This window comes from Niallia sp. FSL R7-0271, assembly GCF_038005785.1.
Taxonomy (GTDB): domain Bacteria; phylum Bacillota; class Bacilli; order Bacillales; family Cytobacillaceae; genus Niallia.
On sequence record NZ_JBBOTZ010000001.1, the window covers coordinates 3,650,504 to 3,675,793 of the forward strand.

Annotated in this window: 22 protein-coding genes; 7 read left to right on the plus strand and 15 right to left on the minus strand. The window is 40.0% G+C overall.

All coding sequences use genetic code 11. From position 1 onward, the window contains the following. Positions 1-64 precede the first annotated feature (64 nt). The 3 genes from MKX82_RS18665 to MKX82_RS18675 all read left to right on the plus strand — a co-directional run bounded on the left by MKX82_RS18665 (position 65) and on the right by MKX82_RS18675 (position 5,770). Positions 65-1,135 carry a C40 family peptidase gene (locus tag MKX82_RS18665; protein ID WP_233315895.1) on the plus strand — a complete coding sequence of 357 codons (1,071 nt, stop codon included), beginning with the start codon at positions 65-67 and terminating at the stop codon, positions 1,133-1,135. A gap of 206 nt (positions 1,136-1,341) precedes the next feature. Beyond that, on the plus strand, positions 1,342-2,958 hold the full coding sequence (locus MKX82_RS18670; RefSeq protein ID WP_237942053.1) for an SWIM zinc finger family protein: 1,617 nt from the start codon (positions 1,342-1,344) through the stop codon (positions 2,956-2,958). Beyond that, positions 2,945-5,770, plus strand: coding sequence for a DEAD/DEAH box helicase (locus tag MKX82_RS18675; RefSeq protein WP_341079082.1), 2,826 nt, complete (start codon positions 2,945-2,947; stop codon positions 5,768-5,770). Before MKX82_RS18670 ends, MKX82_RS18675 begins: the two co-directional genes overlap by 14 nt. A gap of 94 nt (positions 5,771-5,864) precedes the next feature. Here MKX82_RS18675 and MKX82_RS18680 read toward each other — a convergent pair whose 3' ends face one another. After that, the gene (locus MKX82_RS18680) at positions 5,865-9,662 is read right to left on the minus strand and encodes a S8 family serine peptidase (RefSeq protein WP_341079084.1); all 3,798 of its coding nucleotides are present in this window, start codon (positions 9,660-9,662) and stop codon (positions 5,865-5,867) included. A gap of 381 nt (positions 9,663-10,043) precedes the next feature. Here MKX82_RS18680 and MKX82_RS18685 point away from each other — a divergent pair, with 381 nt between their 5' ends. Continuing rightward, positions 10,044-10,481: a YwpF-like family protein gene (locus tag MKX82_RS18685; protein ID WP_233315899.1), complete on the plus strand. Its 438-nt coding sequence runs from the start codon at positions 10,044-10,046 to the stop codon at positions 10,479-10,481. Between the two features lie 36 nt (positions 10,482-10,517). On the opposite strand, the gene MKX82_RS18690 is transcribed toward MKX82_RS18685, so the two are convergent. From MKX82_RS18690 to spoIIID, 7 genes are all read right to left on the minus strand, one after another. Continuing rightward, positions 10,518-10,925, minus strand: coding sequence for a hypothetical protein (locus tag MKX82_RS18690; RefSeq protein ID WP_251646600.1), 408 nt, complete (start codon positions 10,923-10,925; stop codon positions 10,518-10,520). Between the two features lie 168 nt (positions 10,926-11,093). Next, a complete protein-coding gene (gene fabZ / locus MKX82_RS18695; protein ID WP_233315901.1) occupies positions 11,094-11,531 on the minus strand; it encodes a 3-hydroxyacyl-ACP dehydratase FabZ in 438 nt (145 codons plus the stop codon). Between the two features lie 104 nt (positions 11,532-11,635). Next, positions 11,636-11,914 carry a DNA-directed RNA polymerase subunit beta gene (locus MKX82_RS18700; protein ID WP_233315902.1) on the minus strand — a complete coding sequence of 93 codons (279 nt, stop codon included), beginning with the start codon at positions 11,912-11,914 and terminating at the stop codon, positions 11,636-11,638. Between the two features lie 15 nt (positions 11,915-11,929). Further along, entirely contained in the window at positions 11,930-12,772 is an 843-nt protein-coding gene (locus MKX82_RS18705) for a flagellar hook-basal body protein (protein WP_341079087.1), read from the minus strand. A 49-nt stretch (positions 12,773-12,821) separates the two neighbouring features. Continuing rightward, the gene (locus MKX82_RS18710) at positions 12,822-13,640 is read right to left on the minus strand and encodes a flagellar hook-basal body protein (RefSeq protein WP_233315904.1); all 819 of its coding nucleotides are present in this window, start codon (positions 13,638-13,640) and stop codon (positions 12,822-12,824) included. A gap of 267 nt (positions 13,641-13,907) precedes the next feature. Then, positions 13,908-14,909, minus strand: a complete 1,002-nt coding sequence (locus tag MKX82_RS18715; protein ID WP_233315905.1) for a rod shape-determining protein — start codon at positions 14,907-14,909, stop codon at positions 13,908-13,910. A gap of 629 nt (positions 14,910-15,538) precedes the next feature. Next, the gene (gene spoIIID, locus MKX82_RS18720; protein WP_016204804.1) at positions 15,539-15,811 is read right to left on the minus strand and encodes a sporulation transcriptional regulator SpoIIID; all 273 of its coding nucleotides are present in this window, start codon (positions 15,809-15,811) and stop codon (positions 15,539-15,541) included. 382 nt (positions 15,812-16,193) lie between these two features. Between spoIIID and MKX82_RS18725 the strand changes: the two genes are divergently transcribed. From MKX82_RS18725 to MKX82_RS18735, 3 genes are read left to right on the plus strand one after another with little or no spacing between them, the layout of a single operon-like run. Beyond that, positions 16,194-16,655, plus strand: a complete 462-nt coding sequence (locus tag MKX82_RS18725; RefSeq protein WP_341079088.1) for a hypothetical protein — start codon at positions 16,194-16,196, stop codon at positions 16,653-16,655. Between the two features lie 12 nt (positions 16,656-16,667). Continuing rightward, positions 16,668-17,591, plus strand: a complete 924-nt coding sequence (locus MKX82_RS18730) for an FAD:protein FMN transferase (protein WP_341079090.1) — start codon at positions 16,668-16,670, stop codon at positions 17,589-17,591. Continuing rightward, on the plus strand, positions 17,584-18,168 hold the full coding sequence (locus tag MKX82_RS18735) for a ferric reductase (protein ID WP_233315908.1): 585 nt from the start codon (positions 17,584-17,586) through the stop codon (positions 18,166-18,168). Before MKX82_RS18730 ends, MKX82_RS18735 begins: the two co-directional genes overlap by 8 nt. Before the next feature lie 103 nt (positions 18,169-18,271). On the opposite strand, the gene MKX82_RS18740 is transcribed toward MKX82_RS18735, so the two are convergent. The 7 genes from MKX82_RS18740 to atpD form a co-directional block, all read right to left on the minus strand. After that, the gene (locus tag MKX82_RS18740) at positions 18,272-19,192 is read right to left on the minus strand and encodes a M23 family metallopeptidase (protein WP_233315909.1); all 921 of its coding nucleotides are present in this window, start codon (positions 19,190-19,192) and stop codon (positions 18,272-18,274) included. A gap of 190 nt (positions 19,193-19,382) precedes the next feature. Beyond that, the gene (gene spoIID, locus MKX82_RS18745; protein ID WP_233315910.1) at positions 19,383-20,399 is read right to left on the minus strand and encodes a stage II sporulation protein D; all 1,017 of its coding nucleotides are present in this window, start codon (positions 20,397-20,399) and stop codon (positions 19,383-19,385) included. 285 nt (positions 20,400-20,684) lie between these two features. Further along, positions 20,685-21,992, minus strand: a complete 1,308-nt coding sequence (gene murA, locus MKX82_RS18750) for a UDP-N-acetylglucosamine 1-carboxyvinyltransferase (RefSeq protein WP_233315911.1) — start codon at positions 21,990-21,992, stop codon at positions 20,685-20,687. Between the two features lie 33 nt (positions 21,993-22,025). Then, positions 22,026-22,781: a YwmB family TATA-box binding protein gene (locus MKX82_RS18755; protein WP_233315912.1), complete on the minus strand. Its 756-nt coding sequence runs from the start codon at positions 22,779-22,781 to the stop codon at positions 22,026-22,028. 208 nt (positions 22,782-22,989) lie between these two features. Further along, positions 22,990-23,226, minus strand: coding sequence for a DUF1146 family protein (locus MKX82_RS18760; protein ID WP_233315913.1), 237 nt, complete (start codon positions 23,224-23,226; stop codon positions 22,990-22,992). A 198-nt stretch (positions 23,227-23,424) separates the two neighbouring features. Further along, positions 23,425-23,832 carry a F0F1 ATP synthase subunit epsilon gene (locus tag MKX82_RS18765; RefSeq protein ID WP_233315914.1) on the minus strand — a complete coding sequence of 136 codons (408 nt, stop codon included), beginning with the start codon at positions 23,830-23,832 and terminating at the stop codon, positions 23,425-23,427. Between the two features lie 21 nt (positions 23,833-23,853). Beyond that, on the minus strand, positions 23,854-25,275 hold the full coding sequence (gene atpD / locus MKX82_RS18770; protein WP_233315915.1) for a F0F1 ATP synthase subunit beta: 1,422 nt from the start codon (positions 25,273-25,275) through the stop codon (positions 23,854-23,856). Positions 25,276-25,290 lie beyond the last annotated feature (15 nt).

Sequence of the window (25,290 nt, forward strand, 5' to 3'; positions counted from 1 at the left end):
GACCGATACGTTATGATAAGATAGTTTTAGATAATTATATTTTTTTGGGAGTGAGTGTAAAAAAATGAAGAAAAAAGTCACAGTCTTTGCTACTGCCGCTATTCTTTCGACTGCTTTTTCTGTCCATGCGTCAGCTAGTACTTATGTAGTTAAGAAAGGCGATACTCTAAGCAAGATTGCGAACAAGTATAATACTACTGTCAAGCAATTGAAATCTGATAATAAATTATCCTCTGATCTTATTTATGTGAATCAGAAGCTGAATGTGGCAGGCACAGGTTCATCTTCAAGCAGCACAACAACTGCAAACAAACAGACAACAACTTCAAGCACAAAAACTTATAAGATCGTTTCCGGAGATTCATTGATTAAGATTGCAAACAAGTTCTCGATTACGTTAGGCGAATTGAAGCAATGGAATAACATCAGTTCTACCATTATATATCCTGGTGATGTGCTTGTTGTATCAAGACCATCTTCTTCTGGGTCTTCCAGCAGCAACAATTCATCAAGTTCTGGCTCATCATTAAACAACTCATCAACTGTGAGTACAGGTACATACACCATCAAAAGCGGAGATACATTAGGAAAAATAGCATCATCTTATAATCTTTCCGTTGCGAAACTAAAGCAGTTGAATAATTTAACATCTGATCTTATTTTCCCTGGCCAAAAGCTGAAGGTTACCGGTTCAACAGGAAATGTAACGGAAACAAACAGCTCTGCTGATAAAGAGGAAGCAAGCAAGCCAGAATTCATTTCTGACAACAGCTCTTCTAATAAAAGCATTGTTTCGGTAGCAAACAGTTTAATTGGTATTCCATATGCTTGGGGAGGATCTACAACAGCTGGTTTTGATTGCAGCGGACTAATTTATTACTTGTTTAACAAAACTGGTGATTCCATTAGCCGTCTTTCTGCACAAGGTTATTATGACCGCAGCTTCTATGTTGATGTCCCTGCTGTCGGTGATTTAGTCTTCTTTGAGGATACATACAAAGAAGGAATCTCTCACGTCGGCGTCTATATCGGCAATAATCAGTTCGTTCACGCAGATTCTGACGGTGTCAGAAAGACAAGCTTAGATAACGCTTATTACAAGAAGCATTTTAACAGTATTAAACGTTTATACTAATGAAAGCAAAGACCAGCCTATAAAAGGCTGGTCTTGTTTTTATGCAATTGTTATTTCTCCTGCCTCTTCCCTACCATCTCCTGCAAAAAAACGCTATAATTATTAAATGGACTTTTTTTAGAAACGAACGTCAAGTTCTTGATTATCATATTATGAATCAGCTTCTCATGATTGTTTGGTTTCGCTGATTTCTGGAGGGATTTACTATGCTGCATGAACAATATTTAGAGCATTTAAACCAATGTGCTAAGAACTTTCAAGAAGCTCTCGATTCTAGTGATCCCCTTACGCAGAAAGTTGTCGAAAAAGGGCTGCTTCTATATCGGCAAAATTATGTCTCACAAGTGAAGATTGATCACGAAACAGTGACTGGGGTTATACAAGATGTAAATTCTGCAAAGGCTGTGCTTCATATTGATGATATCTCTATGAGCAGTTGCACTTGCTTTGCTGAAGGATACTGCAGGCATCAGCTTGCCTTGTTTTTCTCTGTGCTCGGAGCTGCAGGCAAAGTATCAGCTTGGCTTTCAGAGTGGAGACAGCCGCCTCAAAAAGCTGCTGTTGATTTAAGCAGCCTTCCGCTTATGCGTGCAAGCGATCTGTTGAAAAAACCGGGAAACAAAGAACCGGATTATGAAGAATGGGTCGACTTCTTCACTGAAACCTTTCAGTCTGTTATTGGAGAAAGCAGCAGGAAGCCTAGTGCTATATCTGAAATGTACTATATATATATGCGCAAATTAAAAAATTCCTCTCCTCAGCAAAATGAGTGGAAGTATTTATACCTTTTAGTTGGGCATGTAATCACCTTTAAGCTGTTTCTTTCCATGAGCAAAGAAAATAATCACGCGGATGGAGTAATCAACCGTTATTACCGCCATATATTTCAGGATTTGCTCCAAGGAGTGCAGGAGTATTTAAACAGGCTGTCCAATTTCACCTTTCCCTTCGCCTTTGATCTTTTTTTGGAAAAGCTAAAAGATGACAGCGGGGAAATATTGCATCTCCATAAGACGATTGAATTTGAGAGTATTCAAATATATCGAATCCTTTGGACCAACTTGTTCACGAAAAAACAATGGAGACTTGATGAGCTGAAAAAGCTCACAAGCATAGAATCTCCAGTTTTCACAGAGAAGGTTGCTGCTACCCATTTGCAAGTCCTTCTAAGAGAAGACGAAAAGGCAGTTCACAGCATTCAGGAACTGCAGGTAGAGATCATGCCATATATGCTCTATTGGTTAGACATTCTCAACAGTAAACGAGATTGGAACAGACTAGAATTGTATTTAACGCCTTTTATCCAATCCTTAAAAGCTTATATCCAACAGGAGAATGACTTTGAATTCTGCCATGAATTCACAAGTATGAGCATCAGGGCAGCTACTCCGTTTTGTCATGCTAAAAACAGGATGGATATTTTAGAACGGCTGTTTAATCAAACTTTGCCATACAGCTACAGGAAATACGAAGACTTCTTGTATGAACAGAAGCAGTTTGATAAATGGATTGATTTATATACCTATATGGGACTCGGAATCGATATGCTGACAAAAGAGCAAATTAAGACACTGCAGGAATACGATCAAGCATTGCTCTTATCGCTGTATCACCGCTCTGTCCAGGAACATATTGATCAAAAAAGCAGAGACCATTACCGTATTGCTGTCCGCCAAATGAAAAAGCTGCGGACTATCTATAAAAAATTAAAAAAACAGCAACAATTTGAGCTGTTCTTAAAGATGACGCTTGATCGGACGAAACGTTTAAGAGCCTTTCATGAAGAATGCAGAAAGGGTAAATTGATACATGCTGAAGAATAATTATTTAAAAATTAATGTTCATTATTATCAAGATAAAGGCTTTTTCTTAACTGGAGAGGCTGATCACGACTACTTATATCCAAGCTATTGGAAGAATCTTCTCTTCCAGCATCATGAAGAAAGCTTTTATGGTACATTTTTGAACGCTGAAACTGTCGCTGGCACGGAAGGAATTGCTCTCACTCCATGGCAACTGGTCACCCTGTTTGCCAATGAACGGTTCAACCGGTTTATGGAATGGGATTGGAATGACACTGCGCAGGTTTGCTTGTCAGCAGCGCCAAGCTTGTATGAGTCTATCCAAAATAAAGAGTGGATTCCAGACTTCCGCAATTGGGAAAAGGATACCTTCCAATGGGCGTTGCCTAAGCGTGTCACAGAAGAGTTCAATGACTATTTCTGGGAAGAAACATTGGACGAAGAACTGGAAGGAACAAGCAATTTATCCTTTATCAAAAAATGGTTCCATGACTCATTGGATGAGTACTTAAATGAGCATGAAGAAAGCAAACGGGTCTTTGGAGAGAAAATCCATGCGTTGCGGAATGCAAATATTTCCTCTGCCAGTCTGGCTGCCTATTTCACAGAGGAAACTTGGCAAGAATGGATGGGACTCAAAAGTACTCCATACCCTTTCACATTAGGAATAAAACTTGTGGAGCCTGCTGATTTAACGGAAACATGGAATATCGACATATTCTTGAAAGCAAAAAGCAATCCTGATAATGTCATTGATTTAGAAGAACAGGGCATCCCAACAAAGTGGCTTGAATACGAAGGTTATATTGAAGAAGAGCAGGCCAGATGGATTTCCCTGTTCCCATGGCTCGCCGGCAAAAAAGGGCTGACAAATCAGCTGACAGAAGAAGAAGCATGGCTTTTTCTTACAGATGCGAGTGAAACATTGCTTGCCCTTGGAGTTGACATTCTGCTGCCATCATGGTGGCAAGCGATGAAAAGTGCCAGCATGAAAGTGAAGGCTAAGGTTGCGACTACTAGCCACCGCCCATCTTTTGTCGGCCTGCAGGCAATGCTTGATTATAATTGGCGCTTTTCCATGAATGGTGTGACTTTGTCTGAAGATGAATTTAAGCAAATGGTAGAGGAAAAACGGAGGCTTGTCTTTATAAGAGGACGCTGGATTAAGCTCGATCCCTCCTTTATTAAGCAAATTCAGGATCTCATGAAAAAAGCAGAGCAGGAAGGCTTGCATGTGAGGGATTTAATTGAACAGGAGCTAAATCAGCAGGATGACTTATCTGCTGATGAACTGGATAATCCTAAAGCTTTTGCGAAAATCCAGATTGAGCTTAACAGGCAATGGAGAACGATGATTCACCAGTTGAAGGAGGTTAAAAATCTGCCTCTTGAGCAAGTGCCAAGCAAGTTTCTCGGAGATTTGAGAAACTATCAGGTTCTCGGCATGAGCTGGCTATTGTTCTTACGCAAGTATGGATTTGGCGCGGTTCTCGCAGATGATATGGGACTCGGCAAAACAGTTCAGCTTATTTCCTACTTGCTGAAAGTGAAGGAGACGGACAGGGAGGATCATGCTCCAGCATTGATCATTTGTCCTACATCTGTGTTAGGGAACTGGCAAAAGGAAATAGAACGGTTCGCACCGTCACTCAAAACCTATTTGCATTATGGATCAAACCGTTTGAAGGATGAGGAATTCCTTGAAGAGCTGCAGAATTATGATGTTGTTCTAACTTCATATGGTCTATCTCATATTGATTTTGATCAGTTTGAAAAGGTGACATGGAGCTCCATCTCGATTGATGAGGCACAGAACATAAAGAATGCGCAGACGAAGCAATCTCGTGCTGTCCGTAAATTAAAAGGCCGACATTATATCGCGCTTTCCGGCACACCAATGGAGAACAGACTCAATGAATTATGGTCGATATTTGATTTCACGAATCATGGGTATCTTGGCAGTATCGGGCAATTCCAAAAGCGGTTTGTCATTCCAATTGAAAAGGATAATAAAAACGAAAGAATTGAACGGCTTCAGTCACTCATTCGTCCATTCCTGTTGCGGAGAACGAAAAAGGATGAAGAGGTTGCCCTTAACTTGCCTGATAAGCTTGAGCAGAAGGAATATTGCGGCTTAACCCCTGAACAGGCAGCCCTTTATGAACAGCTTGTTACGGATACATTTGTGCGGATAGAGCAGCTGACCGGCTTTGAAAGAAAAGGACTCGTATTACAGATGCTAAGCAGGCTGAAGCAGCTTTGCAACCATCCTGCCTTGTATTTGAAGGAAGAAAATCCTGCTCAATTAATCGACCGCTCCACCAAAATGGAGAAACTTGCCGAACTTGTTGATGCTATTCTAGAGCAAGGAGAAAGCTGCCTGATTTTCACTCAATATATTGAGATGGGTCATATGATTCAAGAAATGATTAAAAAGAAATACAAGGTAGACGTACCTTTCTTGAATGGCAGTGTGCCGAAAAACACAAGGGATACACTGATACAGCAATTCCAAAATAATGAGTTCCCTGTGTTCCTCCTGTCTTTAAAGGCTGGAGGAACGGGACTAAACCTGACTGCAGCAAACCATGTAATTCATTATGACCGCTGGTGGAATCCGGCTGTAGAGAATCAGGCTACAGACCGTGCATACAGAATAGGACAAACAAAATTTGTTCATGTTCATAAGATGATCTGCACAGGAACATTGGAAGAAAAAATAGATGCTATGCTTGAGAAAAAACAATCGTTGAATGACCAAATCATCCAAAATGAAAATTGGCTGACAGAGCTTTCAACAGATGACCTGAAGGATCTTGTATCCCTCTCTTAATCACTAAAACCCGGAGCCTCTCTAGCTCCGGGTTTTATCGTTTTCCAAAGTAAAAACCTAAAGACCAATTTGATTGGCCTTTAGGTTTTTCTAACTATTCTTTATCAGCAGGAACAACTGTTTTACTTGATTGCTTCTCCGTTTTTCCGAGCTTGTAGAAATAGATTGTCTTGGATGTTTTATTACCTCCAAGATCTATCGCTTCAAAAGTGAATTCGTTTAGGCCTGGTTCAAGCATAAGCTCCACCTTCTTAAGCTTTTTCTCTATACTTCTCATTGCATACGGCTCTTTAAATTTCTGTGCAAACAGCTGGCTGCCGTTAAGGGTAAGCTTCAGCTCATCAAAATTATCACGTGCTGTAACGTCAACTGTTACACTTTTCTTGTTTGCTTTTACGATACGGTTTATTGGCAAACCACTTAATTGCAGAGATGCCTTCTCATTATCAACCATAATCGTTCTTTTGAAGACTGCCGTATTATCTGCAGCGTCTACCGCCTTTACTTCAAAAGCGTGGACACCGCTCTTGAAAGGCAAGCTTTGGCTGAATTCATATTCTCCTGTTTCTTGATTAAGCGTTGTTGGAATCGTCTTCCCAGCAATGATTAGTTCCTTAATTGCTGATTCATCTTTAATCGTGCCTGTGAAAGGCACCTCTAACGTATTAAAAATACCAAGCGCTTCTGGATCATTTAAAGAAACAACTGGGATGGTTGTATCCTTTTTAGTATCTGTTGCTGTAAGCTTTGTTTCTGCTGCATTTCCAGCATAATCATAAGCAACAACTGTCAGACTTTCACCAGCATTTAACGCTTTGGACAATGTATAACTTTCACTGTCAGCACTTAATGGTTTTTCTAAAAGGGACTTTCCATCTTTCAAAATATCTACATATGCGATACCAGACCCGTTCTTATCATCTGAAGCAGCTACTGCAAGCACTTTATTATTTTCTGTCAGCTCTGCTTTAACAGATGGAGATTTCGTGTCGACCTTCACTGGGATATCAACAATTTGCGGCTTAGCACCAGGATAATCAATCGTAGCGCTGATACGATAGTAGTATTGACCATCCACTAGCTTATTGTTCACTTTTCCATCCCATGCCCAATCGCTGTCGAGCTTGTAGGATGTTCCGTTGCCGCTGTCATAATAATCCTTTGTCACTTCTTCCTCTGTAAGAAGGGTACGCACTGTTTTCCCGTTTTTGTCTTCAATAGAGAACTCGGCGGTTTTTGCATTGCGCAGGAATGAAAGCACTGGAATGATATCTTCCTGAATACCATCTCCATTAGGTGAAAATGCAATGCCTTCCTTCGTATATTTATCGTTTACAGGATCATAACCTAAGTAGGAGAAATCTTCTCCATCTGTAGTTACTGCTCCACTCATGCCATAGAAAGACTCTGTATCATATTTCATTCCGTCAAGAATAGGAGCCTTGTTCCAATCCCCTTTAAAGCCTACATAAGGGACATTCAAGTCTGCATTCATGTCTGTCGGGTCTGTGAATGTTACAAAGCCTTCAGCAAAATAGCCGTTTTCAAACACTTGATCAATCGCGACAGGTGTTTCAAAGTCTCCAGTTAAGGATGGTTCAACTACCTTTGCTTTGCTCAAATCGACAGTAACTTTAATTTTTTTGCTTTTGTTTGCCCCGATTTTCACTGTTTTCTCTTTTTTGCCGTCAATCAAGATGCTCGCATCAAGAATTTCCTGTGCTTCAAGAACATCTGCACTATAGCCTAGCTCTCCATATGCTGCAAAATCCGTTTGTAGATTCGCAGTAATGTCATATGAAACTGCTTTATCGCTAAAGTTTTCCGCCTTTAAGGTAAAGCTGAATGTATTGCCTACCTCTTTTAAGGATACCTTTGCCTCATCCGTTTTATTTTCCGTTACGATGACTGGCGATTGCAGGGCAGAATGAAGCTGCATTAAGCCTGCTCCCTGTCTCCGCGGTGAATAAGGAATATCCCATTCAAATGCGCTGTTTACTGTACCGATATCCGTTACAGGCTCAGAGGTATTCATCAGCAAATTCTTGGCAATGCGGACACGATCAAAGCCTGTTGCCCCAAATTCACTGTCCACTCTTTCCAATATTAAGGCAGATCCGCCTGATACATGCGGTGCTGCCATGGAAGTACCACTCATCACCCCATATTGATTGTTTTCTAATGTAGAATAAATCTGACCACCAGGTGCTGTGATTTCTGGTTTGAAATCAAGATTTGGTGTTAATCCCCATGAAGTAAAGGCACTCATTTTGCCGGCTTCAGGATTAGCTGCTGTCACTTGGCTGCCATCAAAATTAATAGACACTGTTTCATTTTGCTCCAAGACAGCTGCTAATTTATCTCCATCAGTTTTCTGAAGGAACAGTTGCGGAATTTTAATAGCTGGGTCACTTGCCATACTGACAAATCCATCTGTATTGTTGTAGATGATTACTCCAGCAGCACCAGCATTCTGGGCATTTATTGCCTTATCCACAAATCCTATTTCTCCCCTTTGAATAAGCGCGTACTTCCCTTTAACATCACTGTTAAAGTTTTCTGGCTTTCCAAGCCCTGCATAAGAAAGCTCGAAGTCCTTCTGCTCTAAATCATTGGGATGGACACTTCCAGCTGATAAGAAGGCTGCTTGTCCATTTTCTTCACCAATTGTATAATTCAAGCCATCCAATTTCATAAAATTATTTTCAACAGAAGCTACTTGGACACTGTCATAGGCCAAGCCTGGTGAACCAGACACGCCGATGTCCGGATTAGAGCTTTGCGGGTTTGCAAAGCCGCTGCCTAAATGTGCAGAGTTTCCTGCTGAAATGGACATAAGAATGCCGTTATTAACAGCCTTGCTGATTGCCTGCTGTTCTGGAGAATCCTCTGCTACGAACCCAGCTGTGGATCCTAAGCTCATGTTAATGACATCTGCACCAAGGATGATTGCATCATCGATTGCTTTAATATAGATATCACCCCATGTGGACTGCATATTAGGGTCATTTCCGAAAACTTTAAGTGCAAGCACTTGAGCCTCTGGAGCAATTCCCTTAATCCCGCCATTTTCTTCATCACCATTCGCACCGACAGTTCCAGCTACATGCATACCATGCATGCTTGCCCCTTCGGCAACATCTTGGATAATATTGTTTTCATCCATATAATTGTAGCCATACGGAACCTTTTCTGTGTAGTAATTGCCTAGTAGGCCAGTATCCGTTTTAGCTTTGTCTACCTCAGATTTCGTTAGTTCCCCTTCTGTCCCTTCAGACAAAATCATATCTCGATGATTTGGATCGATTCCAGTATCAATGACACCGACAACCATTCCTTCTCCTTTATAACCATAATCCCGCCAAGCTTCTTGGGCTTGAACAAGCTCTTTGCTGTATACCATATCTGTTTCTTCGTCTGGTCTTTCATATGAATTTACGATATGTACTTTTGCCACCTCCGGAAGCTCTTCCACGGTTTTAATGTCACCATATTTCATTTCACCACTAAACCCGTTGAAGATTGTTGTAAAGCTTTCCTTTTCTGTAAATTTGACTTTTTCCTGCTTTACCTTCGCCTTGACTTCCTTCTGTTCTGCAAGTTTATCTTCTTTCAGCTTCTTCTTCGTTGCTTTAGGCAGCTCCTTTACTTGCTTGTCCTGTTTCTGAGCATAATCGACTGTCGGCTCTGTTGCCATCTCGACCACGACCCGGACAGTATCAGTGTCTTTATATTTCTCCTTTACATCACTGCCGCTGATTTTTTTTACTGTAAGCTGGTTGTCCTTCCCCTTAGTACTTTCCACCTTATTTGGTATGCCAGCAGCTAAGACGCTATTGGAAAATAACATAAACAGCATAATGACAAAGATTAAAATCTTCCCTTTTTGCATATCAAGGCTCCCCTCCTGATAATTCTTTATTTTCTGAATATATCGATACCCTATAAAAGTATCATAGTTAGTTTCTACTATTAAGGTGCTAAAGTCCTTTTGCACAGGAATTTATACTAGGATAATAGTTGGTTTCCATCGCATATTCCCCCGTCATTCGACACATATTTGCGAAAGGCACGATAGTATGACAAGTTTCTATCCTTTCCTCCACCACTTTAGCAGTATAAATCCTAAAAAATTTCTTAATATAGTAATAACAATAATAATTCAGCAGCAAAATCAAAATTGTCAAAACAGTCAATATATGCATGCATTGGAGCATGAACCAATCTGCGTTATAATAAAAGGAACTAAGATACTTTCGGGGGAGGCATTCTAGTGAAGACATTCAAACTTATCTCCATTCAGCTGCTGCAAGGGGGGAACGCAACAGCAATACCTATTTTAGACGGATTAATTATCAATAAAGAGGATGACCATCATAATTGGCTGATCGAATTATATATGGCTCACACAGATTACTCTTTTTTTGAAAATGCGCTAAATGATGGACAAAAGCTACTAGTACATGCTGTCATTTCTAAAAAGGAAAATGACCCCGCACCGTTTGAAGTCATTGTCCATTCTGTCAGTAAATTTACGGACACAATCAGTGTGCTGCTGCAAGGGAGCTTGATGAGGAATCGCAAGGATTATGCAGAGATGCTGCTTGATCATCTCCTTGAAAGCGGCTATGAAGGCCGTGTGCTGTCTGAAAGGTTTAAAGAACTGATGCACAGCAAACAGCAGCTCTTTGTAGAAAAAAATACAGACTAAAAAAGCAGTCTACATTTGTAGACTGCCTTTTTAAAATCAGCTATCTTTGTCATCCTTGTCATTGCGATCTTTACGGTCTTCAATCATGTCTTCGCCAGGATCATTATCATCTTCAGCGGCATCAAGATCGTTGTCAGTGTTACGGTCATTATTGTCATTGTTGTCATCGATAAAGCCATCATCACCGTTGTCTATATTGTTGTCATTGTTGTCATTGTCGCCATTTCTGTTGTTCAGACCATCATCATTGTTAAGACGATTATTGTCTGTCCCGTTATTCATGTCACCGTCTGGAATGATGTTATTGTCTGGAATGATATTATTGTCTGTAGTATCTGTGTCTTCTACAGTCGTATCATCTTCCGGAGCCGGACTTTGATCATCATTATTACCGCAGCCAGTAAGAAGCATTGCAGACAATGCAGAAACACCTAATAGCGTCATCCATTTATTCAAGTGAAAAACCCCTTTTCCTTTAAGATTTTTAAAGACCTTTTATATGGTCAATAATTATCTTGTCCAAGAAAAAGGACATTTTACATGTCATTTGACTTTCCCATAAATATATAACAATAGGCATTAAACACCAGATGCTTCTGCCGAGCAAAAGCTCTATTCTTCTTTTTTATCTCCTAATGCAAACATGATTTCTGCTTCACACGCTATTTCACCGTCTACAGTAGCAACACATTTTCCTTTGCCAAAGTTTCCGCGCACTCTTGTCATTTCTACTTCGAGACGAAGCTGATCGCCAGGGTATACCTGTTTTTTGAAGCGGCAGCTGTCAACACCTGCAAAGAAAGCAAGTCTTCCTTTATTTTCTTCTTTAATCAGCATCGCCACAGCTCCAACTTGAGCCAATGCTTCAACGATAAGCACACCTGGCATTACTGGGAATTCTGGAAAGTGACCATTAAAGTACTCTTCATTTGCTGAAACATTCTTGATTCCGACTGCACGCTTCCCTTCCTCGACCTCTAAGATGCGGTCGACCAGCAAGAATGGGTAACGATGGGGAATGATTTCTTTAATTTGATTTATATCTAACATTTTTATGACCTCCTACTAATATGTGGTTATGTATAATTGTACTAAATAACCTTATAAAAAAGGAAGGGAAATTATCCCTTCCTTAAAAAAATAATTATATATCCTTATTCTTTCTCAACAAGATCTATTATATGTGTCCATGTCGACTTTTTGAAAGTATCTCCAGCTTTACCGTCACCGATAACACTATAGCCAATTACAGCACCGGCTGTGATGCTTACAGCTGTCAATACAATAATTAAGATTAACCGTAGCCAAATCGGGAACATCCGAACTCTGCCAAACCTTGAAGAAGACTTCTCTTGCGAGTTATTATCTTGTCTTTCTTCCCTTATCTGCTCCCTTGTCTTCATGACTTCTTGACTGCTTGTATTAACTGACATTATTTTATCTCCCTTTTAGCGTATCTCATTTACTAATCCCATCATCTGATCAGCAATAGTGATAGCTCTTGACTGAAACTGATAGGAGCGCTGTGTCGACATTAAGTTAACCATTTCCTTGCTCATATCAACATTGGATTGTTCCAGAACATTCTGCTGGACGGAAACTTCTCCGCGTAGTGCTCCGTCCAAATCTGTCAGAACTTGATCTCTCGTCATGTTAAGCTCATCTAGATTGGCAGGCAAAGCATACAGATTATCTCCCTTTTTCTCAAGGAATTGAGGATAATTAACAGCTGTCACACCTAGATTAACGTTCTGAGTCTGTCCATTGTTCAGAGTTGCAGATAGAGTACCTGTTTCTGATAAAGTATATTGACTTACGTTTTTATCGAGCATTATCGGATTATTATTTTCATCAAGAACTGCATACCCCTGCTTTGTCACAAGCATGTTTTCCGTATTTGATACCGGAGACAAATAAAAAGCACCGTCTCTTGTGTATTGAACTTCAGTGTTTTGCCCATTTTGGACAAGCACACGGTAAAGCTGGCCCTCTGACGTAAATGCCGTATCCAACGGACGGTTCGTCGTTTTTAAAGTGCCTTGTGTCATAACTGTCTGGGTCTGGGCAACCATTGCACCGTTTCCTTGTCTAATGCCATTAGGAGTCTGACGGTTAACCTCCTGCGCAAGATCCTTTTGGTTATTAACCTGTTGGACAAGCAAATCAGTGAATGTAGCATTATTCTTTTTGTAACCAGTCGTATCAACATTAGCCATATTATTACTGATTGTATCCATTTGTTTTTGCAACTGTGTCATTGTATTTGTAGCGATAAGCATCGTTCTGTTCATCTTATATTCTCCCCCTTAACCTGGGTTGCTTCCCCAAACGTGGTCTGCCTTAAACTTTACCTATTTCGTTTGCGGCTTTATCCATGCTTTTGTCATATGCTTGAAGAATCTTCTGGTTTGCTTCAAATGAACGATATGCAGACAGCATATCTGTCATCGTCCTGGATGTATCTACGTTAGAGCTCTCCAGGAAGTTCTGTTTAAGCTGGAATGTTACACCGTTTGCTGTATAAGCATTTTCAAGTGCCTGTCCATCCTCAGCCCGGTAAAGGCCATCGCCTTCTTTTACTAAAGATTTAGGATTTGCTGTATAGCTCACCCCAAGGCGGTATGCTTGCCCTTCACTTGTTGTAAGCACACCTTCATTAGACACGGAAAAGTTATCGTCAGGCAGCTGAATTCGCTCATTGTTTTCATCCATTACATATAAGCCGCTTCCTGTTGTCAAATAACCTTGGCCGTCCAGTGTGAAGTTTCCGTTCCTAGAATATCTTGTCTCACCGTTTGCATTTTGAATATTAAAGAATATGGAGCCTGCCGTATTATTGTCATCCCCAGGAACATTTATATTCACTAGGGCGATGTCTGTTTTCAAGTCAGTTTGAGTAATATCACCTTGTGTGAATGTTGGGATGGCTTCTTGCATATAAACACCAGTCCCTAAAGAGCCAATTGTTGATTTTGTTGTTTTTCCGCTGGGAGTATAGGTATCTACCGTTTGCTGAAGCAGCTCCGGGAATGTGCGGACAGCAGATTGATCGGCTTTATATCCAGGTGTATTGCTGTTTGCCATATTGTTTGTCAGCATTTCAGTTCTTCTTTGCTGTGCTAACATACCTGATGCAGCTGTATAAAATCCTTTAAACATATCATTTTCTCCAATCTTTGAGAAGTTAAGGTCATATTACAGTTAGTTATATTATAAAATAAGTTAGGTTCATTTCTGTAGTCATTTGTTGAAAAAAGTCATATTTTGTATTGTATTTACTTCATCCCTTATTATATCGGATGTTATTTACAAATATCTAATGGTATTTAATGCAAAACAGAAATTTATTTTAAATTTTAAACAAAAAAAACGGCTTACCCTTTCGGGCAGCCGATTTTTCATTTATTTAGCAATGGAAAAGCCTGATTAGCCAAGCTTTCTTTTTGGTAAACGGTCAATATTGTCAAGCATGATGCCTGTACCAATTGCGACACAATCCATTGGATTTTCTGCAACCAAGACTGGAACTTTTAATTCATCAGCAAGCAGCATGTCAATTCCATGAAGAAGCGCGCCGCCTCCTGTCAAAATAACTCCTCTGTCAATGATATCTGCAGAAAGCTCAGGCGGAGTTCTTTCCAGAACACTCTTAGCAGCTTGTACAATCACTGTTACAGACTCTCTTAGCGCCTGTTCAATTTCCTCTGAATGAACCGTAATCGTTCTAGGAAGACCTGAAACCATATCACGGCCGCGAATTTCCATCTCTTCTTTACGCGCGCCAGGGAAAACAGTTCCAATGTTAATTTTGATGTTTTCTGCCGTTCTTTCTCCAATCAAGAGCTTATATTCTCTCTTAATATATTGAAGAATTTCACTGTCAAACTTGTCCCCTGCCATTTTGATGCTTGAAGAAGTAACAATATCACCCATTGAAAGAACAGCTACGTCAGTTGTTCCCCCGCCGATATCCACAACCATGTTGCCGCTCGGCTGGAAGATGTCCATACCCGCTCCAATTGCAGCAACTTTCGGCTCTTCCTCCAGGTAGATTTTTTTGCCGCCGCTCTTTTCTGCTGCCTCTTTAATAGCTTTTTGCTCTACACTTGTAATGTTTGTAGGACAGCAGATAAGGATGCGTGGCTTTGATAAAAATCCTTTTACATTCAATTTATTGATAAAATGCTTAAGCATTGCTTCTGTGACATCAAAATCAGCAATAACTCCGTCTTTCAGCGGACGAATAGCGACAATATTTCCAGGTGTACGTCCAACCATACGGCGCGCTTCTTCTCCAACTGCAAGCACTCTGCCTGTGTTTTTATCGAGAGCGACTACCGAAGGCTCATTTAAGACGATCCCTTTCCCTTTTACATGAATCAACACATTTGCTGTTCCTAAATCAATACCGATATCTCTAGCGAACATTTTTTACACTTCCTCCTTATGGCTATTATTCAGTTTTTTCCATTTGTTCTCTTTATAAACAGACCTTTACATGAAAAGTTAATATTTCTCCTATTATTTAAACGCAAAAAAGCAAAACTAGTTTCATTAAATTATGTAACGCATTTTAATAAGCAGATCATTTTAACAATTCAAGCAATACTATGACAGACAGAAGAACAGTTGTTCGATATAAAATACAACTGCTGACTCTCTTATATTCGTTTTCTGATAAGTGTATGTCTAACACTTCACATGTCTTGCAACCCTTGCCATAACACGTATCATATTAGTCCTACTCTAATTTTCTATTCTATCATACCGCTGACGAAAGAAGTAACTTTTTGTCAAAAATATGCGCATTTTTTCTTATTTTTAATTGTAAAATTTTCATATTTGTTCGCTTAAACGATTATTTATCTATTTTTTTCCAATCTCTTATATAACTGTTAGTAATACAGGAGCGTGTTGGATATGTATTTTGACATATAAAAAAGACTTAGTATTTCCTAAGTCCTATTTCTGTCTGTTTTTTTCTCTACCGATGGAGGATGTCCTCCATCGATAGATAAGCATAAATGAAATTCTTGTGTTTTTTTCTTTCCATGTTGTTATTGTACTGTTTCCCCTTCCAATTCTTCCTTCTTGTACTTCATTTTTGTCGCTTCCCCACCGCGAAGATGTCTAATCGATTTATGATAATCAAGAATTTCCTTTACTTCGTTTGCCAAATCCGGGTTTATTTCAGGAAGCCTTTCTGTTAAATCCTTATGGACTGTACTTTTGGATACGCCAAACTCCTTCGCTATAACGCGAACTGTTTTCCTCGTCTCCACGATATACTTTCCAATCTTGATAGTTCTCTCTTTGATGTAATCGTGCACACCACTCGCCCTCCCTAAATTGGATGTGAGAAGTGTGAAATGAGACTCGCTTTTCGCTTCATCGAAATTCTTCATCCCGCACGTTTCCTTTCATGAATATTCCTTTTTACATGCGGCAGAAAGCTTTTGCTTTCTGATCTTATCGTGATTAAACATGTCCTCGACTACATATCCATTTATCTATAAACGATCCCTCACTCCAAACTTCATCTTTGTAAGGTTTGTAACAGTTTATTAGCTTGGGTCAAAGTTTATGCAGAAAATTATGAATAGGGACAAGGTTTCCTTTGATTTTTTTAAAAGTGGGTAGCGCTTAAGAAATAATTAAGGATTGTTTCGTACAATCCTTATTAATAAATATTGATAGATACGGGGGATGTATATGGCATCGAAAAAAACAAAGTGGATTATAGGTTTATCCAGCGTTGCAGCTTTTACAGGTTTTATAGGGTTTTTAAATGGAACAACTTCAACTGGGAACAGTCAGCAAACTGCTTATAATCAATCAGGGGGCACCAGCGAGCTGCCAAGCAGCCAAAATCCTTTCGCACAGGAAGACGGAAGCCAAATCCCTTCAAATGGGAGCAATGGAAGTTATACAACCCCTGACGACGGTTCAGGCAGCAGTGATTCATCAGGAAGTTCCTATTCATCTGGAAGCAGCGACTCTTGGGCTGGTGATTATCAAGAGGACAGTTCTTCTGATACGTCAAGTGACAGCAGCGGAGGTACCACAACAGACCCAAACAGCGGGTCCAATAATTTCAGCGGCGGGTCCTTTCAAGCACCTCCAACTAACGGGAGCACAACTGAAAGTGGAGACCTTCGCAGCCATTCATCTTAAGGAGATAAGTATATGCAGCAAACAGAATTCCCATGTATGAACACCACTATTCGCACATTTGATTTACCAGAGGAATCATCAAAAAAAACATTACATCTGTTTAAAAAGGCAGAAAAGACGCTGTCACGGTTTGACAAGGCTAGTGAATTATCACAATTAAATAGGACCATTCACATCCCTTTTGTATGCAGCTCTATCCTGTTTGAAGCTATTAGGATTGCGGACTTCTACTTTACAGTCACAAAAGGTATTTATAATCCTTATCTAGGCAGGACGCTTTGTGCTCTCGGTTATGACCGAAGCTTTGAACTGATGGAGGCATGTCCGAAGACAGCTGAACAGCCTACCTCATCTAGACTGATTTCCCGCCCGCTCACAATCGATACAGGCATGAGGAGCGTAACCCTTGAACAGGATATTCAAATAGATTTAGGGGGCATAGCTAAAGGCTGGACAGCACAATGCATCGCTGAGCTTTTACAGGATGACGGAATAAAGACTGGCGCTATTTCTGCAGGCGGGGATATTTGTGTTTGGGGTTTAGAGCAAAGAAAGCGTGTGGTCAAAATAGATCATCCAAGCAGACCAGACGAAACGATTGCCTCCATTGAATTACAAAGAGATGCAGGTATTGCAACAAGTTCTACAGTAAAAAGGCATTGGATAACTGCCAACGGACAGCACTGTCACCATATAGTAGATCCGCGAACCTGCCTGCCGAGCACCTCCAACCTTATTCAGGCAACTGTGATTGCCCCAACATTAACAGAGGCAGAAGCTCTTGCTAAATGCATGCTTATCCTTGGCTGGGAGGAAGGCTTAAAGCAATTTAAAGGAAATAATTTAGCTTTTATTGGGCTGACAAGCGATGACCAATGCCTTCAAGCTGGCAATATAAACTTTTATGCAAAAGAAGGAGTGAAACAGTATGAATGAATGGTTATCCACCTTTGGCGACCTATTCAGCATTTGGAATGTAACAAGGGCAGCAGCCATCACATCTTATTTATTGCTGTTTATCTCCATGCTGACTGGGCTAACTTTTAAACTTCCAATATTTCCGAAGAAAATGCAAAAAATAATTCTAAATACTCATGAGGCTGCCGGCTGGTTCGGGCTGCTTTTTGGAATGGTTCATGGTCTTGTCCTAGTATTCGATACAGAATATACCTCTTACACCATCTTTAATATCCTGATTCCTTTTACAGTCGAACATAATGTCATCTCCCTATCATTAGGCATATTTGCCTTTTATGGATTCTTGTTATTAGTTTTATCAACAGACTTCTTAAAAAAGATTGGGAAGAAGATGTGGAGAGCCATCCATTTTCTCGCATTCCCAACATTCTATGCAGCTCTTCTTCACGGATTGCTGCTGGGCACAGACAGCCAGACAACATGGATGCTTATACTCTATATATTTACAGGCGCAACTGTGTTTATTTTAACTATCCTGCGAATTGTCCAAGCAATGCAGCTAAAAAAGAAGCCTATAATGGACAAAAAAGCATGATTTACAGGTATGGATTATTTCCCGAGAAATTTGTCTTTGAAATAGGTTTATTCATGAAAAAAGAGTCCCATTCTGTCGAAGAATGGGACTCTTTCGTTTTGCATTATGCGTTTGGATCAGCTGAAGTGCTTTCGTCTGCTGCATCATCACTTGAAGAATCTGTTGATTCATCTGTTGCGTCAGCATCTGTATTTTTCGAGTCTGTTGACTCTTCTGTTACTTCTTTATTTGATTGATTTTCTGTTGCATCCTCTGAAACAGACTCTTCTTTGTTCGATTCATCTGTTACTTCATTTTCCTCAGAAGTGCTGCTTGCTTCAGAAGTATCAGCATTTTCTAATGAAGCCAATGATTTATTGAAGTAATCAATTGGATTTACTGCTACATTATCTTTACGAATTTCAAAGTGAACATGTATGCCGCCATCTTTGTTATATAAGCTTTGTCCAGAAGTAGCAAGAGGTTGACCTTTTTTCACTTCATCGCCCTCTTTTACTTGGATATCCTTTACAGACTGATAGAAAGTTTTGATACCATCAGCATGTTCGATTTCGATTGAATTACCAAGTACAGAATCTTCTGATACTTTTGTAACTGTTCCGCTTAATGAAGCAAGTACTTCGAATTCACTGTTATCTTCCATTTTCAAATCTACACCAGTATTAGGCTGGTACATATTATCATAGAAAACTAGTGAGTTTATTTGCTCTTCCTTGCTTTGGCTATTGTCATAAAAACCTTTTTGAGTAATTACTGCATCTGGATCATTTACTGGCCATGCAAAGTTCTCAACATCATTTGTAACTGGTACAGAAGGCTCATCACCATTAAGCTGCGTATTTGGATTTTTTGACGCATCATAATTGAACTTGTCTGTATCGCTTGCACTGTTTTGATACCAAAGGACACCTGTTAGAATAATAGCTGCACTCGCGATATAAACAGCTGGAAATGCCCAACGCTTTTTAAAGAAACTCTTTACTTTTGATTTTGGAGAAGTACGTTTGTTTTCTTCCTCTCTCATTTTATCATCACCTCAGCAATCATTCTGAACAGATAATGATAAATATATACATGCAAGAAAAAATTTTTTAAAAACTTATTTTTCGACAAACTGGTTTTATTTATGCATGAAAATAAAAACTTTTTTTCTAAAGGGATGAAAAGTAAAAAAAGCCCCCTTGCTGCCAAGGAAGCTTCCTGCTATTTCTTTATTATTTATTTGCCATATAAGCTGTCAGAAGTTTCTCAGAATCGGTTACAGCTACACCTTTATAGTAATACTTGACGATATCCTCATATGTCTTGCCTTCAGCCGCCATTCCGTTTGCACCATACTGGCTCATCCCGACACCATGACCATATCCCTTCGTCGTCACAACGATATTCTGGCCTTCTCTGGTCATAGTGAAGTCTGTTGACTTTAAACCAAGCTTATCGCGAATGTCTGTCCCTGCAAGCTCTTTTCCGCTTATATTCGCTTTTGCAATTCGCTTGCCTTTCGTATACTCTACATTTGTCATAATGCTTGTACTGCTTCCTACAGAGACGCCAAGTTTGCTTTCGAACTCTTGAATACTGAGCTCTTCTTTGCCGTTAAACTTTGGGGAGTTCTTATCCCACGGGCTTTCAACACTCGTTAAATAAGCAAGAGAGTTAGCCCAGACATCATCAGCGTTTTCTGTATATCCATTACTTGTGGAGAAAAATAGAGCATCGATTGGCTCTCCGTCATATGTCAGAATCTGTCCTGCTGTTGCTTGAACGGCATCCTCAATCTTTTTCATCTTCCAATCATAATCACCGGTTTTCCAGGTTGATTTTAATTCTGCTTTATTCTTATATACTTGATAAGTAATAGAATCACCGACTATTGCTCCATCAGGCAATCCTGAATCCGTTTGGGAGATCATCCTGCGGACGATATAGGTTCTTGCTGCTAATGCTTGCGCTTTTAGTGCTTCAGGTTCAAAGCTTGCATTCATCTCCAGTGCCACAACACCGGCAACATATTCTTCTAAATCAACTTTCTCTATCTTTTTTTGCTCTTCCCGATAGATGGAAACTTCCACAGATGGACCTGTGTTTTCTGCTGGCGTAACTTGTGCTGGCGTATCATTTGTGTCATTCCCTCGTTCTGAAATAAAGGGAAGCACCAAAACAGCTGGAAGCAATAAAGTGATGCTGAACAGAATGGCTCCTAGTGCGATAAAGGGTTTGAATTTGATCATATATAAGCCTCCATAAGAACGATGTAGATATTGCTTCGAGAAGACGATTAATGTCTTACAAAACATTCTTATGGGCTTGGACAAGCATTTATGACTTTATTCATCAGGAAAAAACCATGAAAATAATCGGTCTAGGCGTTCTATTTTTTCTAACTTTGCATAGTATGGGAGTAATCTCTCGTTATCTCTTCATTTCCTCATTAACCTCTTCCAAGCTTAACTGCACAAAAAAAAACAGCTATATCCATCTCATAAGGGAAATGAATAATAGCTGCTTATGTTTTATTACGCATTCATATCTGCGACATAAGTTGCAGTCAATGTAACTTGCTCTTCTTCTGTCACTCGTTCAATGTCAGCACCTAATCCCGCCAGCTTCTCATGGAAGTTAACATATCCGCGATCCAAGTGCTTCAGTTCAGTAACTCTTGTAATACCTTCAGCCACAAGTCCTGACAATATTAATGCTGCTGCAGCACGTAAATCTGTTGCTGCTACTTCAGCACCTTGCAGGTTTGTTGGTCCATTCATAATAACAGAACGACCTTCAATCTTCACATCGCCATTCATGCGTCTGAACTCTTCAACATGCATAAAACGGTTTTCAAAAACAGTTTCTGTTATCATGCTAGTTCCTTTAGCGCGAAGCAACAATGCCATCATTTGTGACTGCATATCTGTTGGGAATCCAGGATGAGGCATTGTCTTAATATCAACAGCTTTTAAGTTTTCTGCACTAATAACACGAAGTCCGTCTTCTTCCTCTTTGAAGACTACACCCATTTCTTCCATTTTTGCGATTAAAGATGAAAGATGTTCTGGCACTGCACCTTGTACAAGGACATTTCCGCCTGTGATAGCAGCGGCAACTAAAAACGTTCCAGCTTCAATTCTATCCGGAATAATTGTATGTTCTGCACCGTACAGCTTTTCTACACCTTCAATTCGAAGTGTGCCAGTTCCTGCACCTCTTACTTTTGCACCCATTGCATTTAGGAAATTAGCTAAATCAACAATTTCAGGTTCTTTAGCAACATTTTCGATGATTGTTGTACCTTTAGCCAGTGTCGCAGCCATCATAATGTTTTCTGTTGCCCCTACACTTGGGAAATCTAAATAAATTTTCGCTCCATGCAGACGATCTTCAACAGACGCCTCAATAAAACCATTTCCTACCTGTACTTTTGCACCCATTGCTTCAAAGCCTTTAAGATGCTGATCAATCGGTCTAGAGCCAATTGCGCAGCCTCCTGGCAAAGCTACTCTTGCATGGCCATTTCTAGCCAATAATGAACCCATTACCAAAACAGAAGCTCTCATTTTGCGCACATATTCAAATGGCGCTTCCACACTCAACTCTTTTGATGCATCTACTGTTACTTCGTTGTTGGCAAAAGTTACGTCAGCATTAAGAAAACGCAATACCTCGTTTATTGTAAATACATCTGAAAGAGTTGGAACTGACTTAATTATGCTTTTTCCATCACTTGCTAATAATGTAGCGGCGATTACAGGCAAAACGGCATTCTTTGCGCCTTCTACTTTAACCGTTCCATTTAACCTTTTTCCGCCGCGGACGATGATTTTATCCAAAGTGTATTCCCCTCCGCGTCCAATGTCTCTATATTAATATTCAATCGTTATGATGGGTGTGCCAACTACAAAGGTAGTCTTACCGCCCATTCCTTGTGTCCTGATTCCCAATTGCAAGTTCATTGCCTTGTCATTTTCCTGAATTTTCTCATCAAAGATAGACGTTATGGCTGAAGCTGATACAAAATCATCTTCCTCTAACGCCTCTATTTGTTTCGCTTGAAAAGCATCCAATAAATGGTTTACATAATAAGGCAGACTCTTACTAATCTTATCATTGAATTCGCCTTTTATACAAGAGAAAATTGTTGGTTTTCCACGAAATATAGCTGAAACTTTTTCTTCTATATCCTTTTTCAGCATTTTGCTGAACTGGTCACTTAACTCCTTCCCTTTCACTTCATATATAACATATGATTGAGCAGTTTGAGTTGTTAATGAAGCAGTGACCGTTATACTCTCTTCTTTGCTGCTGTCAGCTGAAAGTAAAGCTTTAGCCTGCCAGCTGCTGCTGTTTTCTGTTTCCGTCCATTTTGCATCAGGAAATTTTTCCTGCAATTCAGCCTGAACGGCTTTTGCATCTGATAAGCTTTTCACATTTTCCAATTTTTCTCTTGCATGCAGAGACCATTCAGTTACATTAATGTTCTGTTCCTCTTGTAAAATTCCATTTATGATAAATAGGTCTAGCTGTTTTTTCGCGATAATTGGGTTATTCCCAAAAGTGACTGCTGCCAAACCAACTAGTATTGTTAACACGATATAAATTACTGTTCTTTTTTTATTCATCTTATATTCCTCCCCCTTACTAGCATTGTTTCCATAGTAGGGGAATGAAATACTCACGAATTGTCGTCACTTTTTGACATGAATATATTCTATATCAGCGTACAAACTAATTTTATTCAACACGCAAGTTGAATTGTACTGAAAAAGTGAACAAAAGAAAACATGTATGAAGACCTATTTAGTTGGTAATTGTTTCTTCCAATGCATCTTATTGCATAATTAGTGGCAACTGTTGTGACCAAAGCAGATAATTAAGGAAGAAGTCACTGACTAGTGATCCCATTATTATCGATAATAACACATATAAAACTCTTGCTTGAACTACTTTGTTTGCACGGATGAACTTTTCAATGTTCAAGGACTGCAATGCCCACCAAGCCAGGGCAATAAATACCACATTTGTTACAATGCTGAGCAACGCCTGTTGGCCAAAATCTTCTATCACGGCCGAACCTCCACTCTTAAGTTTCCTTGCTAACTTCTATTTGACGAACTAACTACCTAAAAGGTTTCATATTTTTTCATTTTCATTTCATTTTTATTTCATTTTCGTTTCTTCTAGACCTTTTTTGTTCTTTTAAAGCCCTTTCACGAACGAAAAAAATGCCCCCAATTTGCATTTTCGCAAAGGAGGCATTTGGTTTTAATATCTTTTTTCGATTATAGAAATACGGTTCATTGCACGTTTGAGAGCAAGCTCTGCGCGTTTAAAATCTATATGTTCACTACTCTGCGCATGCAATCTTTGCTCTGCACGCTCCTTAGCTCGTAAAGCACGATCATAATCGATATCTTCCGCAGTTTCCGCAGATTGAGCAAGCACCGTTACTTTATCTGGCCGAACCTCTAAGATTCCGCCGTTGACTGCCAAATACTCAGAAGTCTTTCCATTTTTCAAGTGTATGACACCTATTTTAAGGGGAGCAACCATTGGAACATGGCCTGCCATTATTCCAAGTTCTCCGCTTTCTGCTTTTGCGATAACCGTCTCAACGTCTGAATCATGCACCGGGCCATCAGGAGTTACTACATGGACTTTAATCGTCTTCATTTCTACCCCTCCTGACTAGAATTATACTTCAACACCCATTTTTTTAGCATTTTCGATTGCTTCTTCGATTCTTCCGACTAGGCGGAATGCATCTTCTGGAAGGTGATCGTATTTACCATCAAGGATATCCTTGAAGCCTTTAACAGTTTCTTTAACAGGAACATAAGAACCCTTCTGTCCTGTGAACTGTTCTGCTACGTGGAAGTTTTGTGACAGGAAGAATTGAATTCTTCTTGCGCGATGTACGACCATTTTATCTTCATCATTCAACTCATCCATACCAAGGATGCTGATGATATCTTGAAGCTCTCTGTAGCGCTGTAAAGTTGATTGTACTTGACGAGCAACATTGTAGTGCTCTTCTCCTACGATTTCAGGCGACAAAGCGCGTGATGTAGATGCCAATGGATCCACCGCTGGGTAAATACCCATCTCTGTCAATTTACGCTCAAGGTTTGTTGTTGCATCCAAGTGAGCAAATGTTGTTGCAGGCGCTGGGTCTGTGTAGTCATCTGCTGGTACATAAATCGCTTGGATAGATGTTACTGATCCTACGTTTGTAGAAGTGATACGCTCTTGTAATTTACCCATTTCTGTTGCTAGAGTCGGCTGGTAACCTACTGCTGAAGGCATACGTCCAAGCAAGGCAGAAACTTCAGAACCTGCTTGTGTGAAACGGAAGATGTTATCGATGAAGAACAGAACGTCTTGTCCTTGCTCATCACGGAAATATTCAGCCATTGTCAAACCAGTCAAGGCAACACGCATACGAGCACCTGGCGGCTCGTTCATTTGTCCGAATACCATTGCTGTTTTCTTAATAACGCCGGAATCTGTCATTTCGTGGTATAGGTCATTTCCTTCACGCGTACGCTCTCCAACACCGGCAAATACAGAAATACCGCCGTGCTCTTGAGCGATGTTGTTGATAAGTTCTTGGATAAGAACCGTTTTACCAACACCTGCTCCTCCGAATAGACCGATCTTTCCACCTTTAATATAAGGTGCAAGCAAGTCTACTACTTTAATACCTGTTTCTAGTATTTCAACTTGTGTAGAAAGCTGCTCGAACTTCGGAGCTTCTCTATGAATAGAGTCTCTTCTAGCATCAGCTGAAATTTCTGGATCAAGGTCGATTGTTTCTCCCAATACGTTAAATACACGTCCTAAAGTAACATCACCAACTGGTACAGAAATAGACTTACCTGTATCTGTTACTTGAGTTCCTCTAGTGATTCCATCAGTAGAAGACATCGCGATTGTACGGACCGTATTGTCACCTAAATGCAGGGCAACTTCAAGGGTTACTTCAGCGTTGTCAGAAGCATTTTCTCCTGAAATACGAACCACTTTCAAAGCATTATTTATATCAGGCAAATGGCCACCATCGAACTTAACGTCGACTACAGGACCCATTACCTGAAGAACTTGTCCTAAGCTCATGTTTTTCCCTCCAAT

Excerpts from the sequence above, each read along its gene's own strand:
- MKX82_RS18715 (WP_233315905.1), bottom strand. The coding sequence starts at position 14,909 with ATGTTCGCTAGAGATATCGGTATTGATTTAGGAACAGCAAATGTGTTG.
- spoIID (WP_233315910.1), bottom strand. The coding sequence starts at position 20,399 with ATGATCAAATTCAAACCCTTTATCGCACTAGGAGCCATTCTGTTCAGC.
- MKX82_RS18690 (WP_251646600.1), bottom strand. The coding sequence starts at position 10,925 with ATGACGCTATTAGGTGTTTCTGCATTGTCTGCAATGCTTCTTACTGGC.
- fabZ (WP_233315901.1), bottom strand. The coding sequence starts at position 11,531 with ATGTTAGATATAAATCAAATTAAAGAAATCATTCCCCATCGTTACCCA.
- MKX82_RS18730 (WP_341079090.1), top strand. The coding sequence starts at position 16,668 with ATGCAGCAAACAGAATTCCCATGTATGAACACCACTATTCGCACATTT.
- MKX82_RS18700 (WP_233315902.1), bottom strand. The coding sequence starts at position 11,914 with ATGTCAGTTAATACAAGCAGTCAAGAAGTCATGAAGACAAGGGAGCAG.
- atpD (WP_233315915.1), bottom strand. The coding sequence starts at position 25,275 with ATGAGCTTAGGACAAGTTCTTCAGGTAATGGGTCCTGTAGTCGACGTT.
- MKX82_RS18680 (WP_341079084.1), bottom strand. The coding sequence starts at position 9,662 with ATGCAAAAAGGGAAGATTTTAATCTTTGTCATTATGCTGTTTATGTTA.
- MKX82_RS18735 (WP_233315908.1), top strand. The coding sequence starts at position 17,584 with ATGAATGAATGGTTATCCACCTTTGGCGACCTATTCAGCATTTGGAAT.
- MKX82_RS18705 (WP_341079087.1), bottom strand. The coding sequence starts at position 12,772 with ATGAACAGAACGATGCTTATCGCTACAAATACAATGACACAGTTGCAA.
- MKX82_RS18670 (WP_237942053.1), top strand. The coding sequence starts at position 1,342 with ATGCTGCATGAACAATATTTAGAGCATTTAAACCAATGTGCTAAGAAC.
- MKX82_RS18755 (WP_233315912.1), bottom strand. The coding sequence starts at position 22,781 with ATGAATAAAAAAAGAACAGTAATTTATATCGTGTTAACAATACTAGTT.
- MKX82_RS18710 (WP_233315904.1), bottom strand. The coding sequence starts at position 13,640 with ATGTTTAAAGGATTTTATACAGCTGCATCAGGTATGTTAGCACAGCAA.
- MKX82_RS18725 (WP_341079088.1), top strand. The coding sequence starts at position 16,194 with ATGGCATCGAAAAAAACAAAGTGGATTATAGGTTTATCCAGCGTTGCA.
- MKX82_RS18765 (WP_233315914.1), bottom strand. The coding sequence starts at position 23,832 with ATGAAGACGATTAAAGTCCATGTAGTAACTCCTGATGGCCCGGTGCAT.
- MKX82_RS18675 (WP_341079082.1), top strand. The coding sequence starts at position 2,945 with ATGCTGAAGAATAATTATTTAAAAATTAATGTTCATTATTATCAAGAT.
- MKX82_RS18665 (WP_233315895.1), top strand. The coding sequence starts at position 65 with ATGAAGAAAAAAGTCACAGTCTTTGCTACTGCCGCTATTCTTTCGACT.
- MKX82_RS18740 (WP_233315909.1), bottom strand. The coding sequence starts at position 19,192 with ATGAGAGAGGAAGAAAACAAACGTACTTCTCCAAAATCAAAAGTAAAG.